The organism is Blastococcus sp. SYSU DS0533 (assembly GCF_054050775.1).
The window spans coordinates 1-18,996 of sequence record NZ_JBJGZZ010000009.1 but is presented as its reverse complement, the minus strand read 5'-3'; the positions used below and the strand labels follow the sequence as shown (position 1 = coordinate 18,996).

The 18,996-nt window shown below is 72.1% G+C and carries 12 protein-coding genes; 7 read left to right on the top strand and 5 right to left on the bottom strand.

Annotation, left to right across the window (positions count from 1 at the left end):
- Nucleotides 1-196: 196 nt before the first annotated feature.
- Complete coding sequence (locus tag ACI79W_RS12275) at nt 197-5,863, bottom strand: pectinesterase family protein (RefSeq protein WP_456562362.1); 5,667 nt, start codon at nt 5,861-5,863, stop codon at nt 197-199.
- Nucleotides 5,864-6,373: 510 nt separating this feature from the next.
- On the opposite strand from ACI79W_RS12275, the gene ACI79W_RS12270 reads away from it, so the two are divergent.
- Both ACI79W_RS12270 and ACI79W_RS12265 read left to right on the top strand, forming a co-directional pair.
- Nucleotides 6,374-7,678 (top strand): hypothetical protein, encoded by a 1,305-nt coding sequence (locus ACI79W_RS12270; protein ID WP_456562361.1) that lies wholly within the window; start codon nt 6,374-6,376, stop codon nt 7,676-7,678.
- A 148-nt stretch (nt 7,679-7,826) separates the two neighbouring features.
- Nucleotides 7,827-9,041 carry a hypothetical protein gene (locus tag ACI79W_RS12265; RefSeq protein ID WP_456562360.1) on the top strand — a complete coding sequence of 405 codons (1,215 nt, stop codon included), beginning with the start codon at nt 7,827-7,829 and terminating at the stop codon, nt 9,039-9,041.
- Between the two features lie 13 nt (nt 9,042-9,054).
- On the opposite strand, the gene ACI79W_RS12260 is transcribed toward ACI79W_RS12265, so the two are convergent.
- Both ACI79W_RS12260 and ACI79W_RS12255 read right to left on the bottom strand, forming a co-directional pair.
- A complete protein-coding gene (locus tag ACI79W_RS12260; RefSeq protein WP_456562359.1) occupies nt 9,055-10,323 on the bottom strand; it encodes an O-antigen ligase family protein in 1,269 nt (422 codons plus the stop codon).
- Between the two features lies 1 nt (nt 10,324).
- Nucleotides 10,325-11,167, bottom strand: a complete 843-nt coding sequence (locus ACI79W_RS12255) for a class I SAM-dependent methyltransferase (RefSeq protein ID WP_456562358.1) — start codon at nt 11,165-11,167, stop codon at nt 10,325-10,327.
- Nucleotides 11,168-11,393: 226 nt separating this feature from the next.
- Here ACI79W_RS12255 and ACI79W_RS12250 point away from each other — a divergent pair, with 226 nt between their 5' ends.
- From ACI79W_RS12250 to ACI79W_RS12240, 3 genes are read left to right on the top strand one after another with little or no spacing between them, the layout of a single operon-like run.
- Nucleotides 11,394-12,131 carry a WecB/TagA/CpsF family glycosyltransferase gene (locus tag ACI79W_RS12250; RefSeq protein WP_456562357.1) on the top strand — a complete coding sequence of 246 codons (738 nt, stop codon included), beginning with the start codon at nt 11,394-11,396 and terminating at the stop codon, nt 12,129-12,131.
- Entirely contained in the window at nt 12,128-13,249 is a 1,122-nt protein-coding gene (locus ACI79W_RS12245) for a glycosyltransferase family 4 protein (protein WP_456562356.1), read from the top strand. Before ACI79W_RS12250 ends, ACI79W_RS12245 begins: the two co-directional genes overlap by 4 nt.
- Nucleotides 13,242-14,240, top strand: coding sequence for an NAD-dependent epimerase/dehydratase family protein (locus tag ACI79W_RS12240; protein ID WP_456562355.1), 999 nt, complete (start codon nt 13,242-13,244; stop codon nt 14,238-14,240). The genes ACI79W_RS12245 and ACI79W_RS12240 overlap by 8 nt, the downstream gene beginning before the upstream one ends.
- A 12-nt stretch (nt 14,241-14,252) precedes the next feature.
- Here the strand turns inward: ACI79W_RS12240 and gmd are convergent, their stop codons facing one another.
- Nucleotides 14,253-15,266: a GDP-mannose 4,6-dehydratase gene (gene gmd, locus ACI79W_RS12235; RefSeq protein WP_456562354.1), complete on the bottom strand. Its 1,014-nt coding sequence runs from the start codon at nt 15,264-15,266 to the stop codon at nt 14,253-14,255.
- A 90-nt stretch (nt 15,267-15,356) separates the two neighbouring features.
- On the opposite strand from gmd, the gene ACI79W_RS12230 reads away from it, so the two are divergent.
- Nucleotides 15,357-16,322, top strand: a complete 966-nt coding sequence (locus ACI79W_RS12230; protein ID WP_456562353.1) for a GDP-L-fucose synthase family protein — start codon at nt 15,357-15,359, stop codon at nt 16,320-16,322.
- Between the two features lie 21 nt (nt 16,323-16,343).
- On the opposite strand, the gene ACI79W_RS12225 is transcribed toward ACI79W_RS12230, so the two are convergent.
- Nucleotides 16,344-17,135 carry a hypothetical protein gene (locus tag ACI79W_RS12225; RefSeq protein ID WP_456562352.1) on the bottom strand — a complete coding sequence of 264 codons (792 nt, stop codon included), beginning with the start codon at nt 17,133-17,135 and terminating at the stop codon, nt 16,344-16,346.
- A gap of 680 nt (nt 17,136-17,815) precedes the next feature.
- Between ACI79W_RS12225 and ACI79W_RS12220 the strand changes: the two genes are divergently transcribed.
- Nucleotides 17,816-18,553: an SGNH/GDSL hydrolase family protein gene (locus ACI79W_RS12220; protein WP_456562351.1), complete on the top strand. Its 738-nt coding sequence runs from the start codon at nt 17,816-17,818 to the stop codon at nt 18,551-18,553.
- Nucleotides 18,554-18,996 lie beyond the last annotated feature (443 nt).

The following is an 18,996-nucleotide window of genomic DNA, read 5'->3' as shown; positions in this document are numbered from 1 at the left end:
CTGCGGACGACCTGGCCGGTCGCCCGGCTGCCTGAGTGACCCGCCGCCCCGGATTCCGAGGGGCCGCACATCGACTCCGGGAGCGGCGGGTCCTCGGTGGGTGGCGCAGCACCCCCGGACGGCCGTCACCCCCTGCGGCGGGAACCGCAGGGGGTGACGGGTCGGTGGAGACGGTGCTCGGTCCGTCAGTGCGCGATCAGATCGGGCGCTTCGCCGGCCACACGATCTCCTCGTCGGCGACCGCGTCGTCCAGCCGCTGGAAGTAGTCGCCACCCGCCGGCAGGATGCCCTGCTCGGCCAGGGACGTGGCGATGATGCGAGCCAGCTCGATCGCGCCCCGTGCCTGGAAGTGGGTGTCGTCCACGCGCCCGTCGGGGTAGTTGGGGAACTCGCCCGGCTCGACGTGGAGGAAGTAGTCCTTCGTCCCTTCCGGTCCGAGCTCGTTCCACAGGTCGATGCTCATGGCGGTCAGGTCGACCACCGCGACGCCCTGCTCGGCGGCCAGCGCCCGCATCGCGGCGGGGTACTCCCCGTGCGTGGTCTTGGCCACCCCGTCCTCCGTGAACCGGCGGCGCTCGACCGGGGTCACCAGCACCGGGGTCGCCCCCGCTGCCCGCGCACCGTCGATGTACTTCTGCAGGTACTCCTGGTACGTGCCGTACGGGTCGGTGTACCGGGTCGGGTCGTCGCTCTTCTCGTCGTTGTGACCGAAGGAGATGAGCAGGTAGTCACCCGGCTGGATCTCCGCCAGCGTCCGGTTGAACAGGCCGCTGTCGTAGTAGTCCTTCGAGCTGGCCCCGGACTTGGCGTAGTCGACCACCGTCGCGTTCTCGGTGGTGAACAGGCCCAGCGCCTGGCCCCAGCCGGTCCGCGGCGCCTCGTTGGTCTGGTAGACCGACGCGGTCGAGTCACCGACGACGAAGACGCTGAGCGGGCGGGTCTCCCCGCTGCCCTCGGTCACGGTCGCGCTGACCGTGGCCGCCGTGGACTCGTTGCCCGTGACGTCGAGCGCCGTCACCCGGTAGTACCCGGTCGAGCCGACGGGGACGGTGTTGTCCACGTAGGTCGAGGCCGTGATCGGGTCGCCGGTCAGCCGGGCGTAGGTGCCGTTCTCGCTGAGCGCGCGGTACACGACGTACCCGGCGGCGTCGGACTCGGCGCTGTCGGCCCAGTCCAGCGTCACCGTGCCCGGCGCCACCTCGGCGGTGAGGGCGGCCGGCGCTGCCGGGGCGGTGGTGTCCGACGGCGGCGGCTCCTCCTCACCGGTGGGGTTCCAGCCGTCGTTGCCGGCCAGGTAGTCCCACTTCGTGAACTGCTCGGCCTGAGCGGCGGTCAGCTGGGGCCGGTTCTCGTTGACCCCGGCGCCCGGGCCGGTGTTCTGGTACTCGAAGAACCGGGCGTCCTCCCACGAGAACCCGCTCATGTCCGTCCACGGCGCGGACTTGATCGCCGCGGGCAGCTCGGTGTCGCGGATGACCACCTGCGCGATGGCGTTCACGTCACCGCTGGGGTGCCACGGCCGGCCCAGGTAGAAGGTCTCGGCCGGGGCGTCGCTCTCCACCGTGCTGTCGGTGATGAGGATCCCGTGGGGGAGGGAGATGTCGATGCTGGAGGCGGTCAGGTAGCCGTTGTTCGAGCTGCTGCCGCGGGTCGAGGCGAAGATCGTGCTCCGGTCGAAGACGGCGGTGCCGCGGCCGAAGATGAAGTCGACGTCGCCCTCCACGTAGGAGTCCACGAAGTACGACCGGGCCTGCACCCCCTTGGACGGGGAGTCGACCATCAGCGTGTCCTGGTCGCCGAGGAACCGGACGTTGTCGAACACCAGGCGGTCGCCCTGCGTCTTCACCGCCAGGGCCTGCTGGGCGGTCAGCGTCGAGGACGCCTCGTCGAAGGAGTTCTCGAACGTCAGATCGCGGACGGTGATGTCGCTGCCCTTGATCAGCACCGTGGCGCTGCCGGAGCTGCCGTACGTCCCCGAACCGTCCGGCTTGGGGGTGCCGGCGGCGTTGTCGTAGGTGATCACGACGTCCTCGGCGTTGCCGGTGGTGCCGATCAGCTCCACGAAGTCGCGCGGCATCGCGACGACCTCGCGGTAGGTGCCCGGGCGGATCGCGATCACGACCGGGTCGGCGGCCGTGCCGGTCGTGCCGGCGGCGTCGACGGCCGCCTGGACGGTGGTGAAGTCACCGGAGCCGTCCTGGGCGACGAGCAGGTCGTGCGCGGGCAGCGGCTGCCCCGCCGAGGTCACCGTCACCGGGTCGGACGCCGCCGACTCGTTGCCGGCGGTGTCGACGGAGGTGACCGCGTAGGTGTACCCGACGCCCGGCGCGAGCGCCCCGTCGGTGTAGGCCGGCGTGGTCAGCAGCTCGGTGGTGAGCAGGTTCCCCGCGGTGGCCTCGACCGTGTCGCCGGTGGCCCGGTAGACGCGGTAGCCGGCCAGATCGGCCTCGCCGCTCGCCGTCCAGGACAGCTCGGTGGCGCTCGTCCCGGCGGTGGCGGTCAGCCCGGCAGGAGCGGCCGGGGCGGTGACGTCGCCCTGGTCCGGCTTCGGCTCGCCGGTGGGGTTCCAGCCGTCGGAGCCGGCGAGGTAGTCCCACGTGGTGCGGTTGGCGGCCTCGGCGGCGGACAGCTGCGGCCGGTTCTCGTTGACCGTGGCGCCGGCGCCGGTGTTCTCGTACTCGGAGAACCGGCCGTCGGTCCACAGGTTGGGGGACATGTCCACCCACGGCTGCACCGTGTCGATGGCGGCCGGCAGCTCGGTGTTCCGGATGGTCACCTGACCACGCGAGTTCGGCATCTCGACGCCGTTCTTCGTGTAGTCGTCCGACCAGCCGCGCCACGGCCGGCCGAGGTGGAAGGTGCCCGCCGGGGCGTCGCTGGTCACCGTGCTGTTCGTGATCAGGAAGCCGTACGGGGTGGAGTCGGCGGTGCTGGCAGCGGTCAGGTAGCCGTTGTTCGAGCTGCTGCCGCGGCTGAGCGCGTGGATGGTGCTCCGGTCGAAGACGGCGGTGCCGCGACCGAAGATGAAGTCCACGTCGCCCTCGACGTAGCTGTCCACGAAGTAGGACCGGGCCACGACGTTGGCGTCGCCGGAGTTGACCAGCAGGGTGTCCTGGTTGCCGAGCAGCCGGACGTTGTCGAACACCAGCCGGTCACCGGAGGTGTGCAGCGCGACCGCCTGCTTGTCGTTGAAGGTCGCGGCCGCCTCGTCGAAGGCGTTCTCGATGGTCAGGTCGGCGACCGTGACGTCGTCGCCCTTGACCAGCACGGACTGGCTGTTCCCCGTGCCGTAGGCCGATCCCGTGGCCGGGTTGATCGTGCCGGCCGCGTTGTCGTAGGTGAGGACGACGTCGGTGGCCGTACCGGTGGTGCCGATCAGGCTGACGTAGTCGGCGTTGATGCTGACGAGCTCCCGGTAGGTGCCCGGCTTGATCGCGATGACCAGCGGGTCGGCGGCCGTCCCGGCGGAGCCGGCGGCGGTGATGGCCGCCTGCACGGTGGCGTAGTCGCCCGTGCCGTCCTGGGCCACCAGCACGTCGTGCGGCGGCAGGACCTCACCGGTCGGGGTCGCGGCGACCTCCGCCGAGGCAGGGGACGCGTTGCCGGCCTGGTCCACGGCGACGAGCACGTAGTGGTACTCGGTGCCGCTGACCACGCCCCGGTCGGTGAAGCTCGCACCCACGAGGTCGTCACCGACCAGGTTCTCGGCGGTCAGGGCGACCGGCGAGGTGGTGGAGCGGTACAGGTCGTAGCCCGCGAGGTCGGCCTCGCCGTTCTCGGTCCAGGTCAGCTCGACCGCGCCGTCGGTGCCCGTGGCGGTGAGGTCGGCAGGAGCGGCCGGCGCGGTGGTGTCCACCGGGTCGCCCGGCAGCGTCTGGCCGGTCGGGTTCCAGCCGTCGGTGCCGGCGAGGTACGCGGCCTTGGTGTACTGCGGGGCCTGCTCGTCGGTCAGCTGGGGGCGGTTGTCGTTGACGGTCGCGCCCGGGCCGGTGTTCTGGTACTCGGAGAAGCGGGCGCCGGTCCACGGCGTGGTGGCGTTCCAGTCCTTCCAGGGCTGGGCGACGTTGATGCCCTCGTCGAGCTCGGTCTCCCGGATCGTCACCTGCGCCTGGGCGGTGGTGTGCGCCGGGTACGGGCGGCCGAGGTAGATGCCGCTGCCGTCGGTCTCGATGGTGCTCCCCGTGATCAGGAAGCCGTACGGGTGCGCGGCGTCGACGGCGGAGTCGGTGATGCTCGCGCCCGGCTGGTCGAGGACGTGGATGGTGGAGTCCTCGAACACCGCGACCGCGCGGCCCAGGATGATGTCCTGCCCGCCCTCGATGTAGGCGTTCGAGAAGTACATGCGGGTGTAGGTGGTGGTGTTCGCCGTCGACAGCTGCAGCGTCTGCTTGTTGCCGAGGAACCGGACGTTGTCGAACACGTCCTTGTCACCGGAGTTCACCTTGAGCGCGGTGGCCGCGGTGCCGGCGGCGGTGCCGTTGGTGTTGGCCACCGTCAGGTTCTTCAGCGCCCACTCGTTGCCGGACAGCGACACGGTGGGGTTGGTCCCGGTCCCGCTCGCGGTGATGACCGTGTCCGTCGGGTCCAGGGTCGCGCCGATCACGGAGACGCCGTACCGGTTGCCGGAGCTGACCACGCCCTCGTAGGTGCCCGGCTGGACGAGCACGACCTTCGGGTCGCTCCGGTGGTCGGCGTTGTTGGCGATCAGGTCGATGCCGGCCTGCACCGTGGTCGCGTCGCCGCTGCCGTCAGCGGCGACGACGACGTCGGCGTCGACCGCCGTCGCGAGCGCGTCCGCGGACGGGGCGGACTCGTTGCCCGCGGTGTCGATCGCCGTCACCGAGTAGGTGGCGGCGACGTCGAGAACGGCCGCGGCGTCGGTGAAGGAGGTGCCGGTCACCGGCGAGTCGCCGCTCACGACCAGCGGGTCGGCGCCGGCCGTGGTGCGGTGGACGACGTAGCCGGCCAGGTCGTCGGCGGGGACGGCGTCCCAGGAGAGGGTGACGGTGCTGTCGCCGAGGACGGCGTCGAGCGCGGTCGGCGAGGCCGGGGCCTCGGTGTCCACGGGGGGCTCGGAGCCGCCGACGGCGAGGGTGGGGCGCGCGGGGAGCAGCTGGTCGCCGTCCTGGCCGAGCCACACGGTGTCCTGGCCCTGCGCAAACCACTGGCCGGTCGCGGGGCGGAACACCGCCAGGTCGGCGGAGCCGTTGCCGTCGTAGTCGGCGGGCACCGCGATGTCGCCGTCGGCGCCCCACCAGTCGATCAGTCCGTCCTGGACGAACCACTGGCCGGTCGCAGGCCGGAAGACGGCCACGTCCGTCGAGCCGTCACCGTCGTAGTCGGCCGGCACGGGCACGTCGCCGGCCTCGCCCCACCACGTCGGGTCCGCGCCCTGGACGAACCACTGGCCCGTCGACGGCCGGTAGACCGCGAGGTCCGCCGCGCCGTCGTTGTCGTAGTCGGCCGGGAGAGCGATGTCGCCCTCGGCGCCCCACCAGTCCACGAGGCCGGTCTGGGCGAACCACTGGCCGGTCGACGGGCGGTAGACCGCCACGTCGGCCGAGCCGTCGCCGTCGTAGTCGGCCGGGACGGGCACGTCACCCTGCTCGCCCCACCAGGAGATGTCTCCGTCCTGGACGAACCACTGGGCCGTCGAGGGCCGGTAGACGGCCACCTCGGTGGTGCCGTCGCCGTCGTAGTCGGCGGAGACGTTGACGTCCCCTTCGGCGCCCCAGAAACGGGGTTGCTGGCCGGCGACGTCGAACAGCCCCGTGCTGTCGCGGAAGACACCGATGTCGGTGGCTCCGTCACCGTCGAAGTCGGCCGGCGCAGCGTCCCCCGGGGCCGCCCACGCCGTCGGCATACCGACGGTGAGAAGGGATGCGATGACCAGCAGGAGGAGGGCCGACGCCGATCGGGTGACAGCGGGGCGTTCCCGTGACGGGAGCAGGGCGGAAGACACAGATGTCTCGACTTTCAGTGGGTGGAGATGCGCCGAGAGGAGCCGGACGTCTGTGTCAGGCGGGCATCGCTGCAGTTCAGCGTCGCGTTCGGCGCGGGCCGCCTGCGGAACATAGGCGTTCAGATTTGTGCGAGACAATGGTTCGCACGCACGGACGGGTGAGACTCGCCTCACGTTGTCGACGCGCCGATCGCGGTGCGTGACGACATCCGCATCATGTAGTAGCGGACGCGACCGACCGCGCTCGTTCGCCTACTTTGAGTCAGGTCAGCCGGTCGGGCGGCGGTCTGTGCCACCGAGTGCGCGAGGATCCTCTCGCGGCACCGGCTGAGCACGGCCGGCAACGTGGTCGAGCGGCGCGCACCCGGGTCGTCGGTCGGCCCGCCGAAGCCATGAGGAGAGGATCCGACAGTGACGTTCCGCCAGCTGGTCAGTGCTGTCCGGCGGAGCGTCCCGCTGGTCCTCGCCTGCGTCCTCGCGGGGGCGGCGTTGGCAGCGGCCTACGGGGCGATCCGCGCCGATCGGTACATCTCCGAATCGGAGCTGTTCCTCAGCGTGACCGAGACCGCCGAGGGGACGAGCCGGCAGGACACCCTGTACCTGCAGCAGCGGATGCAGTCCTACGCCGCTGTGGTCGCCAGCCCGGCGCTGGGACGGCGGGTCGCCGACTCGCTCGGCCTGGACTTCACGGGTGAGCAGGTGGCAGCCATGATCACGGTCTCGGTCCCGGCCGACACCGTGCTGCTCGAGGTGCAGGTCCAGGACTCCTCCGCCGTGCGGGCGCAGCAGATCGCCGATGCGGTCGGCGAGGAGTTCGCACAGCTGCTCCCCTCGTTGGAGAGGTCACCGGCCGGCCCGGTGCAGGCCGTCGATGTCACGACCATCCAGCCGGCGTCCGTCCCGACGTCCCCCGCCGGCCCTGGAATCGCCCTCCTCGTGACCGCGGGTGCTCTGGCCGGGCTGGTGGCCGGGATCGGCTTGTCCCTGTTGCGGGCTGCCCTGGACGAGACGGTCCAGGATGGCCAGGAGGTGGCTGCGCTGGGGGTTCTCCACCTGGGCACCGTGCCCGCGCCCCGCGGCCGGTCGTCGCGACGCCGTGGGGAAGAGGGCTTCGACCGGTGGGACGCTCTGCGCTCCGTTCGGCTGCACCTGCTGACTTCGGCGGACACGGGCACGGGGGCCGGGATGACGGTGACGATCGCGGGGGTCGATGCGACGGTCGACGTCTCCAGCCTGTGCGGCGACCTCGGAGGGGTGCTGGCAGCCGGCGGCGCCCGGGTCGTCGTGGTGGACACTGCCGCGGGCGGGCCCGAGCGGCCTACGGAGGACGACCGAACGGACGCCGGTCGCCGCGCCGACCTGGTCGCGGTGCTGCGTGGCGAGGTCCGGCCGGAGGCGGCCCTGGCGGGGGTGCACGGAACCGTACCCGTTCTCCGGGGACACGGCGGACCTCCGGACTCGGCCTTGCTGCACGGGCCCGGGCTGGCGGCGTTGCTGGCGGGCCTGGCCGAGCGGTACGACTTCGTGCTCGTCGCCGCACCTCCGCTGACCCGGCGCCCGGACGCCGAGGCGCTCGCTGCGGCGAGCGACGGGGTGGTCCTCGTGGTGGCACCGGGCCGAACGCGACGACGACCGCTGTTGCGTACCCTGCGCACCTTCGAGGCCCTGCACATCCGGCTCGTGGGCATCCTGCTGGCCGAGCGCACGACCCGATGACCTGGGGCCGCCCGCTTCCGGCCGCTGCGATCGGCGCCGCCTGCGGCCGGCCGGATCTGCCCGGGGAGCGCCGACTGCTGTGTCCCTGACCAAGCCGGGAGAGCGGCTGTCACGGGGACTGCGGCGAGCCAGGTCCGCCGGGACACTCGTGACGCTGGACCACGCGATCGCGACCGCGGGCAACTTCGGCTTCCTGTTGCTGGCGGGCCGCGAACTGCCGGCGGCGGACTACGGGCTGATCGGGGTCTTCCTCGCCGGCTACTTCCTGGCCATGGGCAGCCTGCGGGCGGTGTCCTCGGACCTGTTCATCCCGTCGGTCCGCTCCGGCGTGGTGCGCGGCGAGGCCGCGCGCGGCCTCCTCGGGCGGGCCGTCACCGGCAGCGCCGGAACGGCCCTCGTCTTCGGCGCCGCGGTGGCCGGCTACGTGGCCGTGGCCGGGGCGCTGAGCCTCGCGACGGCGGTCTGGCTGCTGGTGGGTCTGGTCGCGCTGCTGCTCGGTGACACGATGCGTGCGGTCACGCTGGCGCTGCACCGGCTGGGGTGGACCCTCGTCTACGACACCGTGTGGACGGTCGGCACGCTGGGCACCCTCGTCGTCCTCATGGTCCGGGGCACGACCGACGTGGCCGCCTGGTGGCTGGCGTACGCGCTGTGGTCGGGGCTGGCCGGTGTGGCCCTGCTGCTCCCGGCGCAGGTGCGCCGGGTGGTCGCGGGATGCCGGCTGGGCTGGGGTCGCTACGAGACGCGCGTCAAGGCCGGGTTCCTGGCCGACTTCCTGCTGGGTGTGGGCGCCGCACAGGCCCTGCTCCTCGTCGCGGCGGTGTACGTGTCGCTCGGCGAGCTCGGCAGCTACCGCCTCGTGCTGAGCGAGCTGGGGTTGCTCAACTTCCTCGCGGCCACCGGGCACACGGCGCTCACGGTGTCCTCGTCGCACCGGGTCCTGGCCGACCCCCGCAGCGGGCTGCGGACGGTCGGGCTGGCAGCCGCCGTGCTCGGCGGGGTGCTGACGGCCTACGCCGTGCTGCTGGCGGCCCTCCCGGAGGCGGCGCTCACGGCGGTTTTCGGTCCCAATGCGGATGCGTCCAGCGCCCTCTTCGTCCTGGTCGCCGTCCAGTCGGTGGTAGCCGTCCTCACCGTGCCGGCCAACTTCGTCCTCAAGACGCGGCGGCAGGTCCCGGCCCTGCTGACCGGCCGCGCCGTGGGGCTGCCCGGTCTCGTGCTCGGCGGCGTGCTCGCCGTCGGCTACGGGGTCGTCGGCCTGGCCGTCGGCGTGCTGGTCGCGTCTGCCCTCACCGCTGCCGCGCTGTGGTGGTCGGTGGTCCGTGCGGCGAAGAGTCGGCCGGAGCGCCCCCTCGCCCTCTGACGGGCCCGACGGATCAGCGGCGCTGCCGCACGTCGAGCTGGTGGGCGGTGCCGCTGCGGGATGCCCCGGCGTCCGCTGGTGGCGCGCCGGCCAGTGACACCCCGACCAGAACGCCCAACGGAGCCATGACGAACGGGTAGATGATCGCGTTGTCGGTGAGCATCGACAGGGCCACCGCAACCAGGGCGAGCGCGGCGCCGTAGTGCACCGCGGCCCGATCCGGGGTCTTCGCGCGCGCCCGCCGCCAGCAGCGCACCAGCAGTTGCGCGTAGCCCACGCACCACAAGGCCAGCCCGACGGCGCCGTAGTCGTAGAGCAGGCGGAGGTAGTCGTTGTGTGGCTGGTTCTGCTCCGGGTTCTTCGTCACCAGCAGATCGGACGACGAGCCAGGCCCGTGGCCGAGGATCGCGGCATCCGGGATGCCGTCGACCAGGTGGCCCCAGAACTCGATCCGGCCTTCGGTGTTGATGGCCACGTCCCCGACCTCGAGCGCCCGGTCTCCGCCGAAGACCCGGTCGTTGAGCGTGGGGACCGACACAACCGCCCAGACGGCGACCACCATCGCGGCCACCAGGGCGAGCGAGGCACGCAGGAGCCGACCCCGCCGGCGGCCCCGGACCACCCGGCCGAGGAGGATCAGCAGGGCGGCTGCACCCGCCGTGCGCGACAGACTGGCGGCAAGGCCCACGAGGACCAGGTAGGGCGACCACTGGAGGAACCGCCACGGGGTGTCGCGGGGGAGTGGCACGGCAGGAGCCATGAGCACGAGGGCGACGAGGGCGTAGGACCGCGGCCCGTAGACGACGTTGGCGCCCAGGCCCTGAAGGACCACCCCGGCGAGGTAGACGAGTGTGATGGCGACGCCCAGTGCCGCGGTCAGGCGAACCGTCAGAGCAGCGGTTCCCGCCGAGGAGCCGGCCGCGGTGGCCGCGGCGCCCACCACGAACAGTGCGTACACGCTCAGGTTCTGGAGGCCCTGGATCCCCGTCCCGTTGACGGCCAGGGACAACAGTGCCCAGGCCAGGAAGAGCCACAGGGCCGACGGGAGCCGACCGGCCGGGAGCAAGGGCTCGACCGCAGGGGACTGGCGGAAGGCGACGTTGTCCGGGCGCACGAGGGTGAGTCCCAGCAGCACGACGACGAGCGCCGCCGCAGCTGTGACCATGCCCAGTCCCGTCGTCCCTGCGACCGGGACGACGCGGAAGATGTCGATGGTCGCGGCCAGGAACAAGGCGACGACGATCGGGGCCGGGACCCGGGCCCGGAGGCCTCCGGCTGACACGTCAGCCCTGCCCGACGGGCTCCGGGCTCCACGCCGCACCGATCCCGGCACCGGGATCCCAGTGCTCGAGCGGTTCCTCGCGGAAGAAAGTGAACCGGCGTCCCGTGCGTTCGGCCCAGGCGCTGAGGGCGTCGCTGTCGTGCGCGTTGTCGGACAGCACCACGGAGGTGTCCCGCAACCGCGGTGCGACGGCGTCGAGCTCGGCCGTCTCGTACTCGAACGTGTGCCAGCTGTCGTGGAGGAAGACGTCGACGGGCCGCTCGAGCGACCGCAGCGTCTCCACGGAGTCGGCGACCACGCGGTCGACGACCTGGGCGTACGGGCCGGCGATGAGGTAACCGCTCTCGGGGTTGATGTCCACGGTGGTGAGCCTGCCCCGGCCGTTGCGCAGCAGGGCGGCGGCCAGCACGACCGATCCGAGCCCCTTGTCGGTGCCGGTCTCGACGACGTGCTCGGGCCGCAGCGCCCGGACGATCGCGTACCAACCGAGACGTCGTCCGAGCCGGACGTCCAGGTCGGCCAGCCTGCGCCGGGAGCTACGGGCGGTCTCCCGCTGGACGTGCGCACGCAGCTCTGGATCCTCCAGCGCCTCGGCGATCCAGCCGCGGTTCTGTGCCACCCCGGTTCCGGTGAGCTGTGCGGTCCACCACGCGAGGTGCTCCAGGTTCCGCGGGGTGAGGTGGTAGGTGAAGTTGGTGTGCTCACGCGAGGTGAGCAGCCACCGGGCGCTGCGACCGAGGACGCGGGCGTCGTGCCGGGCGACGGCGGAGACGCGCACGGGCAGGGCCGCCAATGTGGCGAGCCTCGTCGTCGCGATGCGGCGGCGCAGGGCGATGGGGTCCATCTCGGTGTCCACTCCTCGGGCCGTCGATTCCTCGTGCCGTCGCGGCGCTGCCCATCCTTCCCTGCCGGCGGGCAGCTGCTGGCGGTGCCGATCATCCCCGAGTGAGCCCCGGACGACCGTGGTCGGCACGGGCGTATCCCTCCTTGGGAGGTTGCCGCCCGACCGGTCTTCGGCCTCCTCACGCTGAGTGACGAATTCTGGGGGTCGGTGACGTACCGTCTTCGCCGTGGCTGCCTCGTTCTCCGGCGTGCCGCTGTGGACCGGCGACATGGACCGGGCGGTGCACCTCGTCCTCCGTACTGCGCTGGCGAAGTCGGCGACGTCCTTCCGTCTGATCAACGCGTACACCCTCTACTGCGCGTCGTCCTCGCCCTCCTACACCCGGCTGCTCACCGGTGAGGGCGTCAACTTCATCGACGGCAAGCCGCTGTCGGCGTACCTACGTCGGCGGGGGCACTCAGACGCGGAGCAGGTCCGTGGTCCTGACCTGTTCGAGCGCTGCCTCGACGCGGGCCGAGCCGAGGGGGTGCGGCACTTCTTCTTCGGCGGCGACGCTGACCTGCTTGCGCGGCTCGAGCAGCGGATCGCGTCGAGGTACCCGGGGGTGGAGGTCGTGGGAACGTACGCGCCTCCTTTCCGCGAGTTCGACGACGCCGACCGGGCGGAGTTCGCCCGGGTGGTGTCCGCCGCTGCGCCGCACATCGTCTGGGTCGCGATCGGCACCCCTCGCCAGGACGTGGAGGCCGTACACCTGGCCCGGGCCACCGGTTGCACGACGGTCGCCGTCGGGGCGGCGTTCGACTTCTCCGCGGGCCGCAAAGCGGCGGCGCCCGCCTTCCTGAGCCGGATGGGCCTGGAGTGGGCGTTCCGGCTGCTCGAGGAGCCGGGCCGCCTCTGGCGCCGCTACCTGTACGGCAACGTGCACTTCCTGCTGCGCGCCCTCCGCGACTGGCGGGGGCGGTGAGCTGGACGGCGGCGGGGCGGACCAGGGCCGTCCTCGTCGTCGGTCAGGTGCCGCCGCCGCTGGGCGGGCAGGCGGTCATGGTGGCCGCGCTGCTGGAGGGTGAGCCGGACGACCTCCGGTACGCGCACGTGCGCATGAACTTCTCCCGGTCGCTGAGCAGCACGGGATCGTGGTCGATCGGCAAGGCGGTCGAGGTCGGCTCGGTGATCGTGCGGATCACCGTCCGGCGGCTCGTCGACCGGGCTGCCGTGCTCTACTACCCGCCGAGCGGCCATGGGCTGCTGCCCATCCTCCGGGACGCGGTGATCCTCGGGACGACCCGTCACCTGTTCCGGTCGACCGTCTACCACTTCCACGCCTCGGGGCTCACCGAGAGCCTGGCCGCGATGAACCCGATGCTGCGCCGTGCGGTCCGGTGGGCCCTCGGCCGGCCGGACGTGGCGGTGCTCCTCTCCCCGTCGGCCCCGGACGAGGGCCGGGCCCTGGGCGCCCGGCGAACGGTCATCGTCGAGAACGGCGTGGCCGCGCCGCCCGGCGTGCACGAGGACCGGCCGCAGGGTGGCACGCCCGTGCTGACCTTCATGGGGCTGATCTGCCCCGGCAAGGGCGCCGGCCGGCTGGTCGAGATCTCCCGGCGACTGCATGCCGAGGGGGTCGCCCACCGGCTGCGTCTGGTGGGGGAGCCCGAGAGTCCGGCCTACCGGGCGGAGTTGACGGCCGCCGCCGAGCGCGCGGGTGTCGACGTGGAGTTCACCGGCGTGCTGAGCGGTGAGGACAAATGGCGGGCGCTGCGGGAGACGACCCTCTTCTGCTTCCCGACACGGTTCCACTCCGAGACCTCGCCACTGGTCGTCATCGAGGCGATGGCAACCGGGGTCCCGGTCGTGGCGTCGCGCTGGCGCGCGCTGCCCGACCTCGTGGAGGACGGGGTCACGGGCCGGCTGGTGGACCCCGACGATGTCGACGGGTGGGTGCGCGCGATCCGCGAGCTCCTGGCGGACCGCGAGCTACGGGCCGGCATGGGGGTCGCCGCTCGCCGCCGCTTCGAGGAGCGGCACACGATCGAACGGTTCCAGCGGCGGATGACCGCGGTCCTGGAGGAGGTCAGCAATGCCTGAGACGACGGCACGGCGGTTCGTGGTCACGGGGGGCTCGGGGTTCATCGGAACGACGCTCGTTCGTGCCCTGCGCACCGAGGGCCACGAGGTGGTCAACCTCGACCTCGTCCGGCCCAACCTGGCGGTGGACGACGACGTCTGGCGCCAGGGGGACGTGCTCGACGCCGAGGCGGTCGGGGCGTTGGTCGCCGAGCACCGGCCGCACGCGGTGATCCACCTCGCCGCCCGCACCGACACGCTCTCCGACGACCTGGCCGGCTACGCCGTCAACGTGGACGGCACGCGCAACGTCGTCGAGGCCATGACGCAGCACGTCCCGGGGGCCCGCCTGGTGCACACCTCCACCCAGTTCGTGCTCCGCCCCGGGCGGGACCCGGTCACCGACGACCTCTACGACCCGCACACCACGTACGGGCGGAGCAAGGCGATCAGTGAGGACGTCGTCCGGGCGGCGAACGGTTTGAGCTGGGTGATCACCCGCCCGACGAACATCTGGGGCCCGTGGCACCCGCGCTACCCCGTCGAGTTCTGGCGAGTGCTGGAACGGGGCCTGTACCTGCACCCGTCCCGCCCCGTCGTGCGGCGCTCCTACGGGTACGTGGAGAACGTCGCCGACCAGTTCATCCGGTGTGCGACGCTCGGCGACGACCGCGTCGGGCACCGAACCCTCTACCTCGGTGACGCCCCCCTGGTCCTCGATGACTGGGTCGACGGGTTCTCCCAGGAGCTGCTGGGCCGGCCGGCGCGGCGCGTCCCGCTGGCTGCGCTGGCTGCGCTGGCTCGGGTGGGAGACCTCGCTTCGCGGGCCGGCGTGCGTGCGCCGCTGACATCCTCGCGGCTGGCGAGCATGACGCAGGACTACGTGGTCCCCATGGACCCGACCTTCGCGGCGCTCAGGATCGAGCAGCCGATCAGCCTCCAGGAGGGCATCCGCAGAACGGTTGCCTGGCTGCGGTCGGGCGAACGGTCCCGTTCGTGGGCACCCGACTGAGCAGGTGCGCCGTCAGGAGTCGATCCGGACCAGGCGGCCGGAACGCTCGTCGTCGAGGAGCTTGATGTCGGCGTCGACCATGATCTTGACCAGCTCCGGCGTCAGGACCTTCGGCTCCCAGCCCAGCAGCTGCTTGGCCTTGCTGTAGTCACCGACCAGGGCGTCGACCTCGCTGGGCCGTTCATAGCGCTCGTCGTGGCGCACGTACTCCTCCCACTCCAGACCGACGTGCTCGAACGCCATCCGCACGAAGTCCCGCACCGAGTACGCGGTGCCGGTGGCCAGCACGAAGTCCTGCGGCTCGCTGTGCTGGAGCATCCGCCACATCCCCTCGACGTACTCGGGGGCGTAACCCCAGTCGCGGACGGCATCCAGATTGCCCAGGTAGAGCTTGTCCTGCAGGCCGGCCTGGATGCGCGCGACCGCGCGGGTGACCTTGCGCGTCACGAAGGTGCCGCCCCGGCGGGGGGACTCGTGGTTGAAGAGGATGCCGTTCACCGCGAAGGAGTCGTACGCCTCCCGGTAGTTGCGGGTGGCCCAGTAGGCGTAGACCTTGGCGATGCCGTAGGGGCTGCGCGGGTGCAAGGGGGTGTCCTCGGACTGCGGCGGAGGTGTGGCCCCGAACATCTCCGACGAGGACGCCTGGTAGATCTTCGTGCGCACGCGCGCGGCGCGCACTGCCTCCAGCAGGCGCATGGCGGCCAACCCTGTGACGTCGCCGGTGAAGACCGGCTGGTCGAAGGAGACGCGCACGTGCGACTGCGCTCCGAGGTTGTAGACCTCGTCGGGGTTGATGTCGCGCAGGACGTTGGTCAGCGTGACGCCGTCGATCAGGTCGCCGTAGTGCAGGATCAGCCGCCGGTCGGGGATGTGCGGGCCCTGGTAGATGCCGTCGAGGCGCTCCGTGTTGAACGAGGACGAGCGCCGGATGAGGCCGTGCACCTCGTAACCCTTGCTCAGAAGCAGCTCTGCCAGGTACGAGCCATCCTGGCCGGTGATTCCCGTGATCAAGGCAGACTTCGCCACGAAAGCTCCCATCCGGCACCGTCGACTCCGTGGCCGACCGTGCTCTCGTCGCGGCTAGCCTAGGCACGAAGGCCGCGGGGAGGACGGATTATGCGAGTCGCATCGCTCGACAGGGGTGCGCCGACGTTCATCGCCGGGCACCGGGGGCTCGTCGGGGGTGCTGTGCTCAGGCACCTCCGGAACGAGGGCTTCACGCGCCTGCTGACCTGTACGTCTACCGAGCTCGACCTGCGGAACGAGGAATCGGTCGAGGACTTCTTCGCCCGGGAGCGGCCGGCCGTGGTGGTGATGGCGGCGGCGAAGGTGGGAGGCATCCTGGCCAACAGCACCTACCCGGCGGACTTCATCTCCGACAACCTGCGCATGCAGGTCAACGTGCTGGACGCGGCCGCCCGGCACGGCGCGGCGCACCTGCTCTTCCTCGGCTCCAGTTGCATCTACCCGAGGCTGGCCCCCCAGCCCATCCGTGAGGACAGCTTGCTCACCGGGCCGCTCGAGCAAACCAACGACGCCTATGCGATCGCGAAGATCGCCGGTGTGCTGCACGTGCAGGCGCTGCGCCGCCAGTACGGCCTGCACTACATCTCCGCGATGCCCACGAACCTGTACGGGCCGGGCGACAACTTCCACCCACAGAACTCCCACGTCCTCCCTGGGCTCATCCGCCGGTTCCACGAGGCCGCACTCGCCGACGCGCCGGCTGTCACAGTGTGGGGGACGGGTTCGCCCTTGCGGGAGTTCCTGCACGTGGACGACCTGGCGCGCGCGTGCTTGTTCCTGCTCGAGAACTACGACGACCCGGCGCCGATCAACGTCGGAGTGGGCGCCGATCTGTCGATCCGTGAGCTGGCCGAGCTCGTCGCCGACATCGTCGGGTACCGGGGACGCCTGGAGTTCGACCCGTCGAAGCCCGACGGCACCCCCCGCAAGCTCCTGGACGTGTCGAAGATCCACGACCTGGGGTGGCGGGCCGAGATCGACCTGCGGGACGGGCTGGAGCAGACCTACGCCTGGTACCAGGAGCAACTTGCGGCCGACGCCGTCCGGGTGACCTGACCTTCTGGGCGGAAGCCGCAGTCAGACCAGGCCGCTGTCGATCGACTGCTGCCAGGCCATCTCGTCGATGACGGCGCGCTTCTCGACGTCGTCGAAGCGGACGTCCTTCCAGCGCCGGCGCTCCTCGCCGAGCGGCCCGCCGCGGTGCCACTCGCCCTTGCGGGTCAAGAACCAGGAGCGGCCGTGGTACCCGGAGCCCTCGAAGGCCCACCCGGTGAGCCGGGTGAGGCGGGTGCGCCGGGTCTCGGGCTCGCGGGCGTAGGGGAGCAGGTAGAGGCAGGCGTCGGTGAACTGGACGGCGGTGAGCCGGCGGAGCACGTGGACCGCCGAGCGGACCTGCTGCTCGGTGCGCCGCTCGTCGCGGGCGTAGAGCAGCCAGAGCGCGTCCTCGTCGGCCAGCTCGAGCAGGGTGGTGCGCTGCCGGAGCCGCTCGGCCTCCGCGGCGGCGGCCTCCTCCGCGCGGCGCTTCTCCTCGGCGACGGCGGCGGCGCGGGCGCGCAGGCGGGCGTTGGCCAGGTCGCGATCGCAGACGCGCCAGCCCTGCCAGAGGTCGGAGTGGTCGGCGCAGACGGCGTGGGTGCACTCGGTGCACTCGCCGACGGCGGGCTCACCGCAGCGGCAGGTGGCGCCGTCCTCGTCGCGGGTCTGGATGTAGACGGTGCCGCAGCGGTGCGTTTCGCCGGGTGACGGAACTGTCACGGACTCCGCGCCGGCGGGGACGAGCTGCTCGATGCGGACGTCGGCGTCGCACCGCCAGTAGCCGGTCAGGATCTGCGTGCGCGTAGCCGTCGCCCCGCAGGAAGGACAGGGCATGCCCCGAAGCGTAGGAGCGCGAAGCGCCGCAGAGGACGGAGAACGGCGAGGTGTTGCGCCGGGCGGGCGCGTGCGTCACAGCCACCCCGCTCGCCCCACGGCTGAGCTCCGCGACCGTGCCGCCCCGGCTTCTCGAGAGAGGCCGAAGCGCCTGGAACAGGACTCAGCTAGCCGCTGCGACGTCCTCGTACCGGACCTCGGAGCGCGCGCCGCAGTTGCTGCACGTCTCGAACAGGCGAGCGTGCGGGTCCCACGACGGGTTGAGGCGGTGCCGGAAGCGCCGGACGTTGCGGGACTCCACGAGCACGACCTCGCTGTTGCCGCAGAGCGAGCACGCACGGCCCGCAGGACCCAAGACGTGGCGTGTGCGAGGCGTCATGTCGACGATGATCACCCTGCGTGTGCTTCCGTGCAACGGGCGAGCTGTCCGTTAACCCGCCAGGCGGAATGGAGACAGTACCAGCGACTCGTGTCGTCACGCTGAGTGCTCAGAGGACTGCGGATCCGGAGAGGTCCGTCACCCGGCCGCGTTGGTCGTACGGGTCCTCGACGGGTCACAGATGAGGCTCGACTGACGTGTGTGGCGCCGCCTCAGGCCCTCGCGCGGATACCCTCCGGCCGTGCGGGGATGGAGACTGGACCGGCCACCCAGGTGGGGCCTGGCCGCGCTCGTCGCGCTGGTGGCGGGCAACGTCGCGGTGTTCAGCGCCATGGCGCTGAGCCCCGAGCCTGCTGACCCCTACGGTGGTTCTCGGGTGACCGAGTCCTCCATCCCGTCGCCGGCCCGCCCGACGCCCAGCGCCGGTACCGACGACCTCCCTCCCGTCGAGCAGGAGGCCGCTCCCGTGCTCGCTGTCTACGGCGACGGTTATGCCGCAGGCAATGAGTCCGGCGGACTCGGACCGGCCGGATGGCCGGCCATCGTCGCTCAGCGCGTGGGCGCGGAACTGCAGTTGAACGCCGTGTCCCGGTCGGGCTACGCGGCGGCGGGTGCCACCGGCCAGGACTTCCTCGACCTCGTCGAATCCACCCCCGTTCCCGATGCGGACGTCACGCTGCTGTTCGGCAGCCGGAACGACCTCGACGAGTCGCCCGCCGTGGTCCGGGAAAATGCGACGGCGGCGATTGCCGCTGCCCAGTCCCAGGCGCCGGATACGTCCGTCGTGGTCATCGGGCCGGTGTGGGACGACGGTGACGTACCCGACGCCCTGCTCGCTGTGCGCGATGCCGTGCAAGCCGCTGCCCGAGCCGTGGGCGTGCCCTTCGTCGATCCGCTGGCGGCCGGCTGGTTCGCCGAGCAGACCGGGTTCATCGCCGCGGACGGGGTGTCACCGAACGACCAGGGGCACGTCTACCTGGCCGACCGGGTCACCCCGCTCGTCCAGACGGCAGTCGCGCAGGCGGACCCGCCGGCGTAGGGCGCGACTCCTCCCGACGGCTCAGCGACGCGGCGACGGCAGGCCCCTCGTGCGGCTCCGCGGCGGCACCGGCGGAAGGACCCGCCGCGCCGACGGCGGCAGCATCGTGGCGTCGGCCGGGACGGCGACGGCCGGGATGAGCGAGGTAGCCGGCGGAGCGGCGAACGCCTCTGCTCGCGGGGCTTGAGCTCCCGGGCCGTCGCCGCACAGCGTCTCCAGCAGGGGCATGAGCGAGTCGAAGATCAGCTCGCCCACCCGCTGGTGGACGTCGGCCTTGCGGCCGATCGGGTCGAAGACGTCGTCGCTGTCGCGCTCGGCGCGGCGGCGAGTGGCGGGGGGGGGGGGGGGGGGGGGGGGGGGGGGGGGGGGGGGGGGGGGGGGGGGGGGGGGGGGGGGGGGGGGGGGGGGGGGGGGGGGCGTGCCGTGGGCGGCGGCGTGGGTGC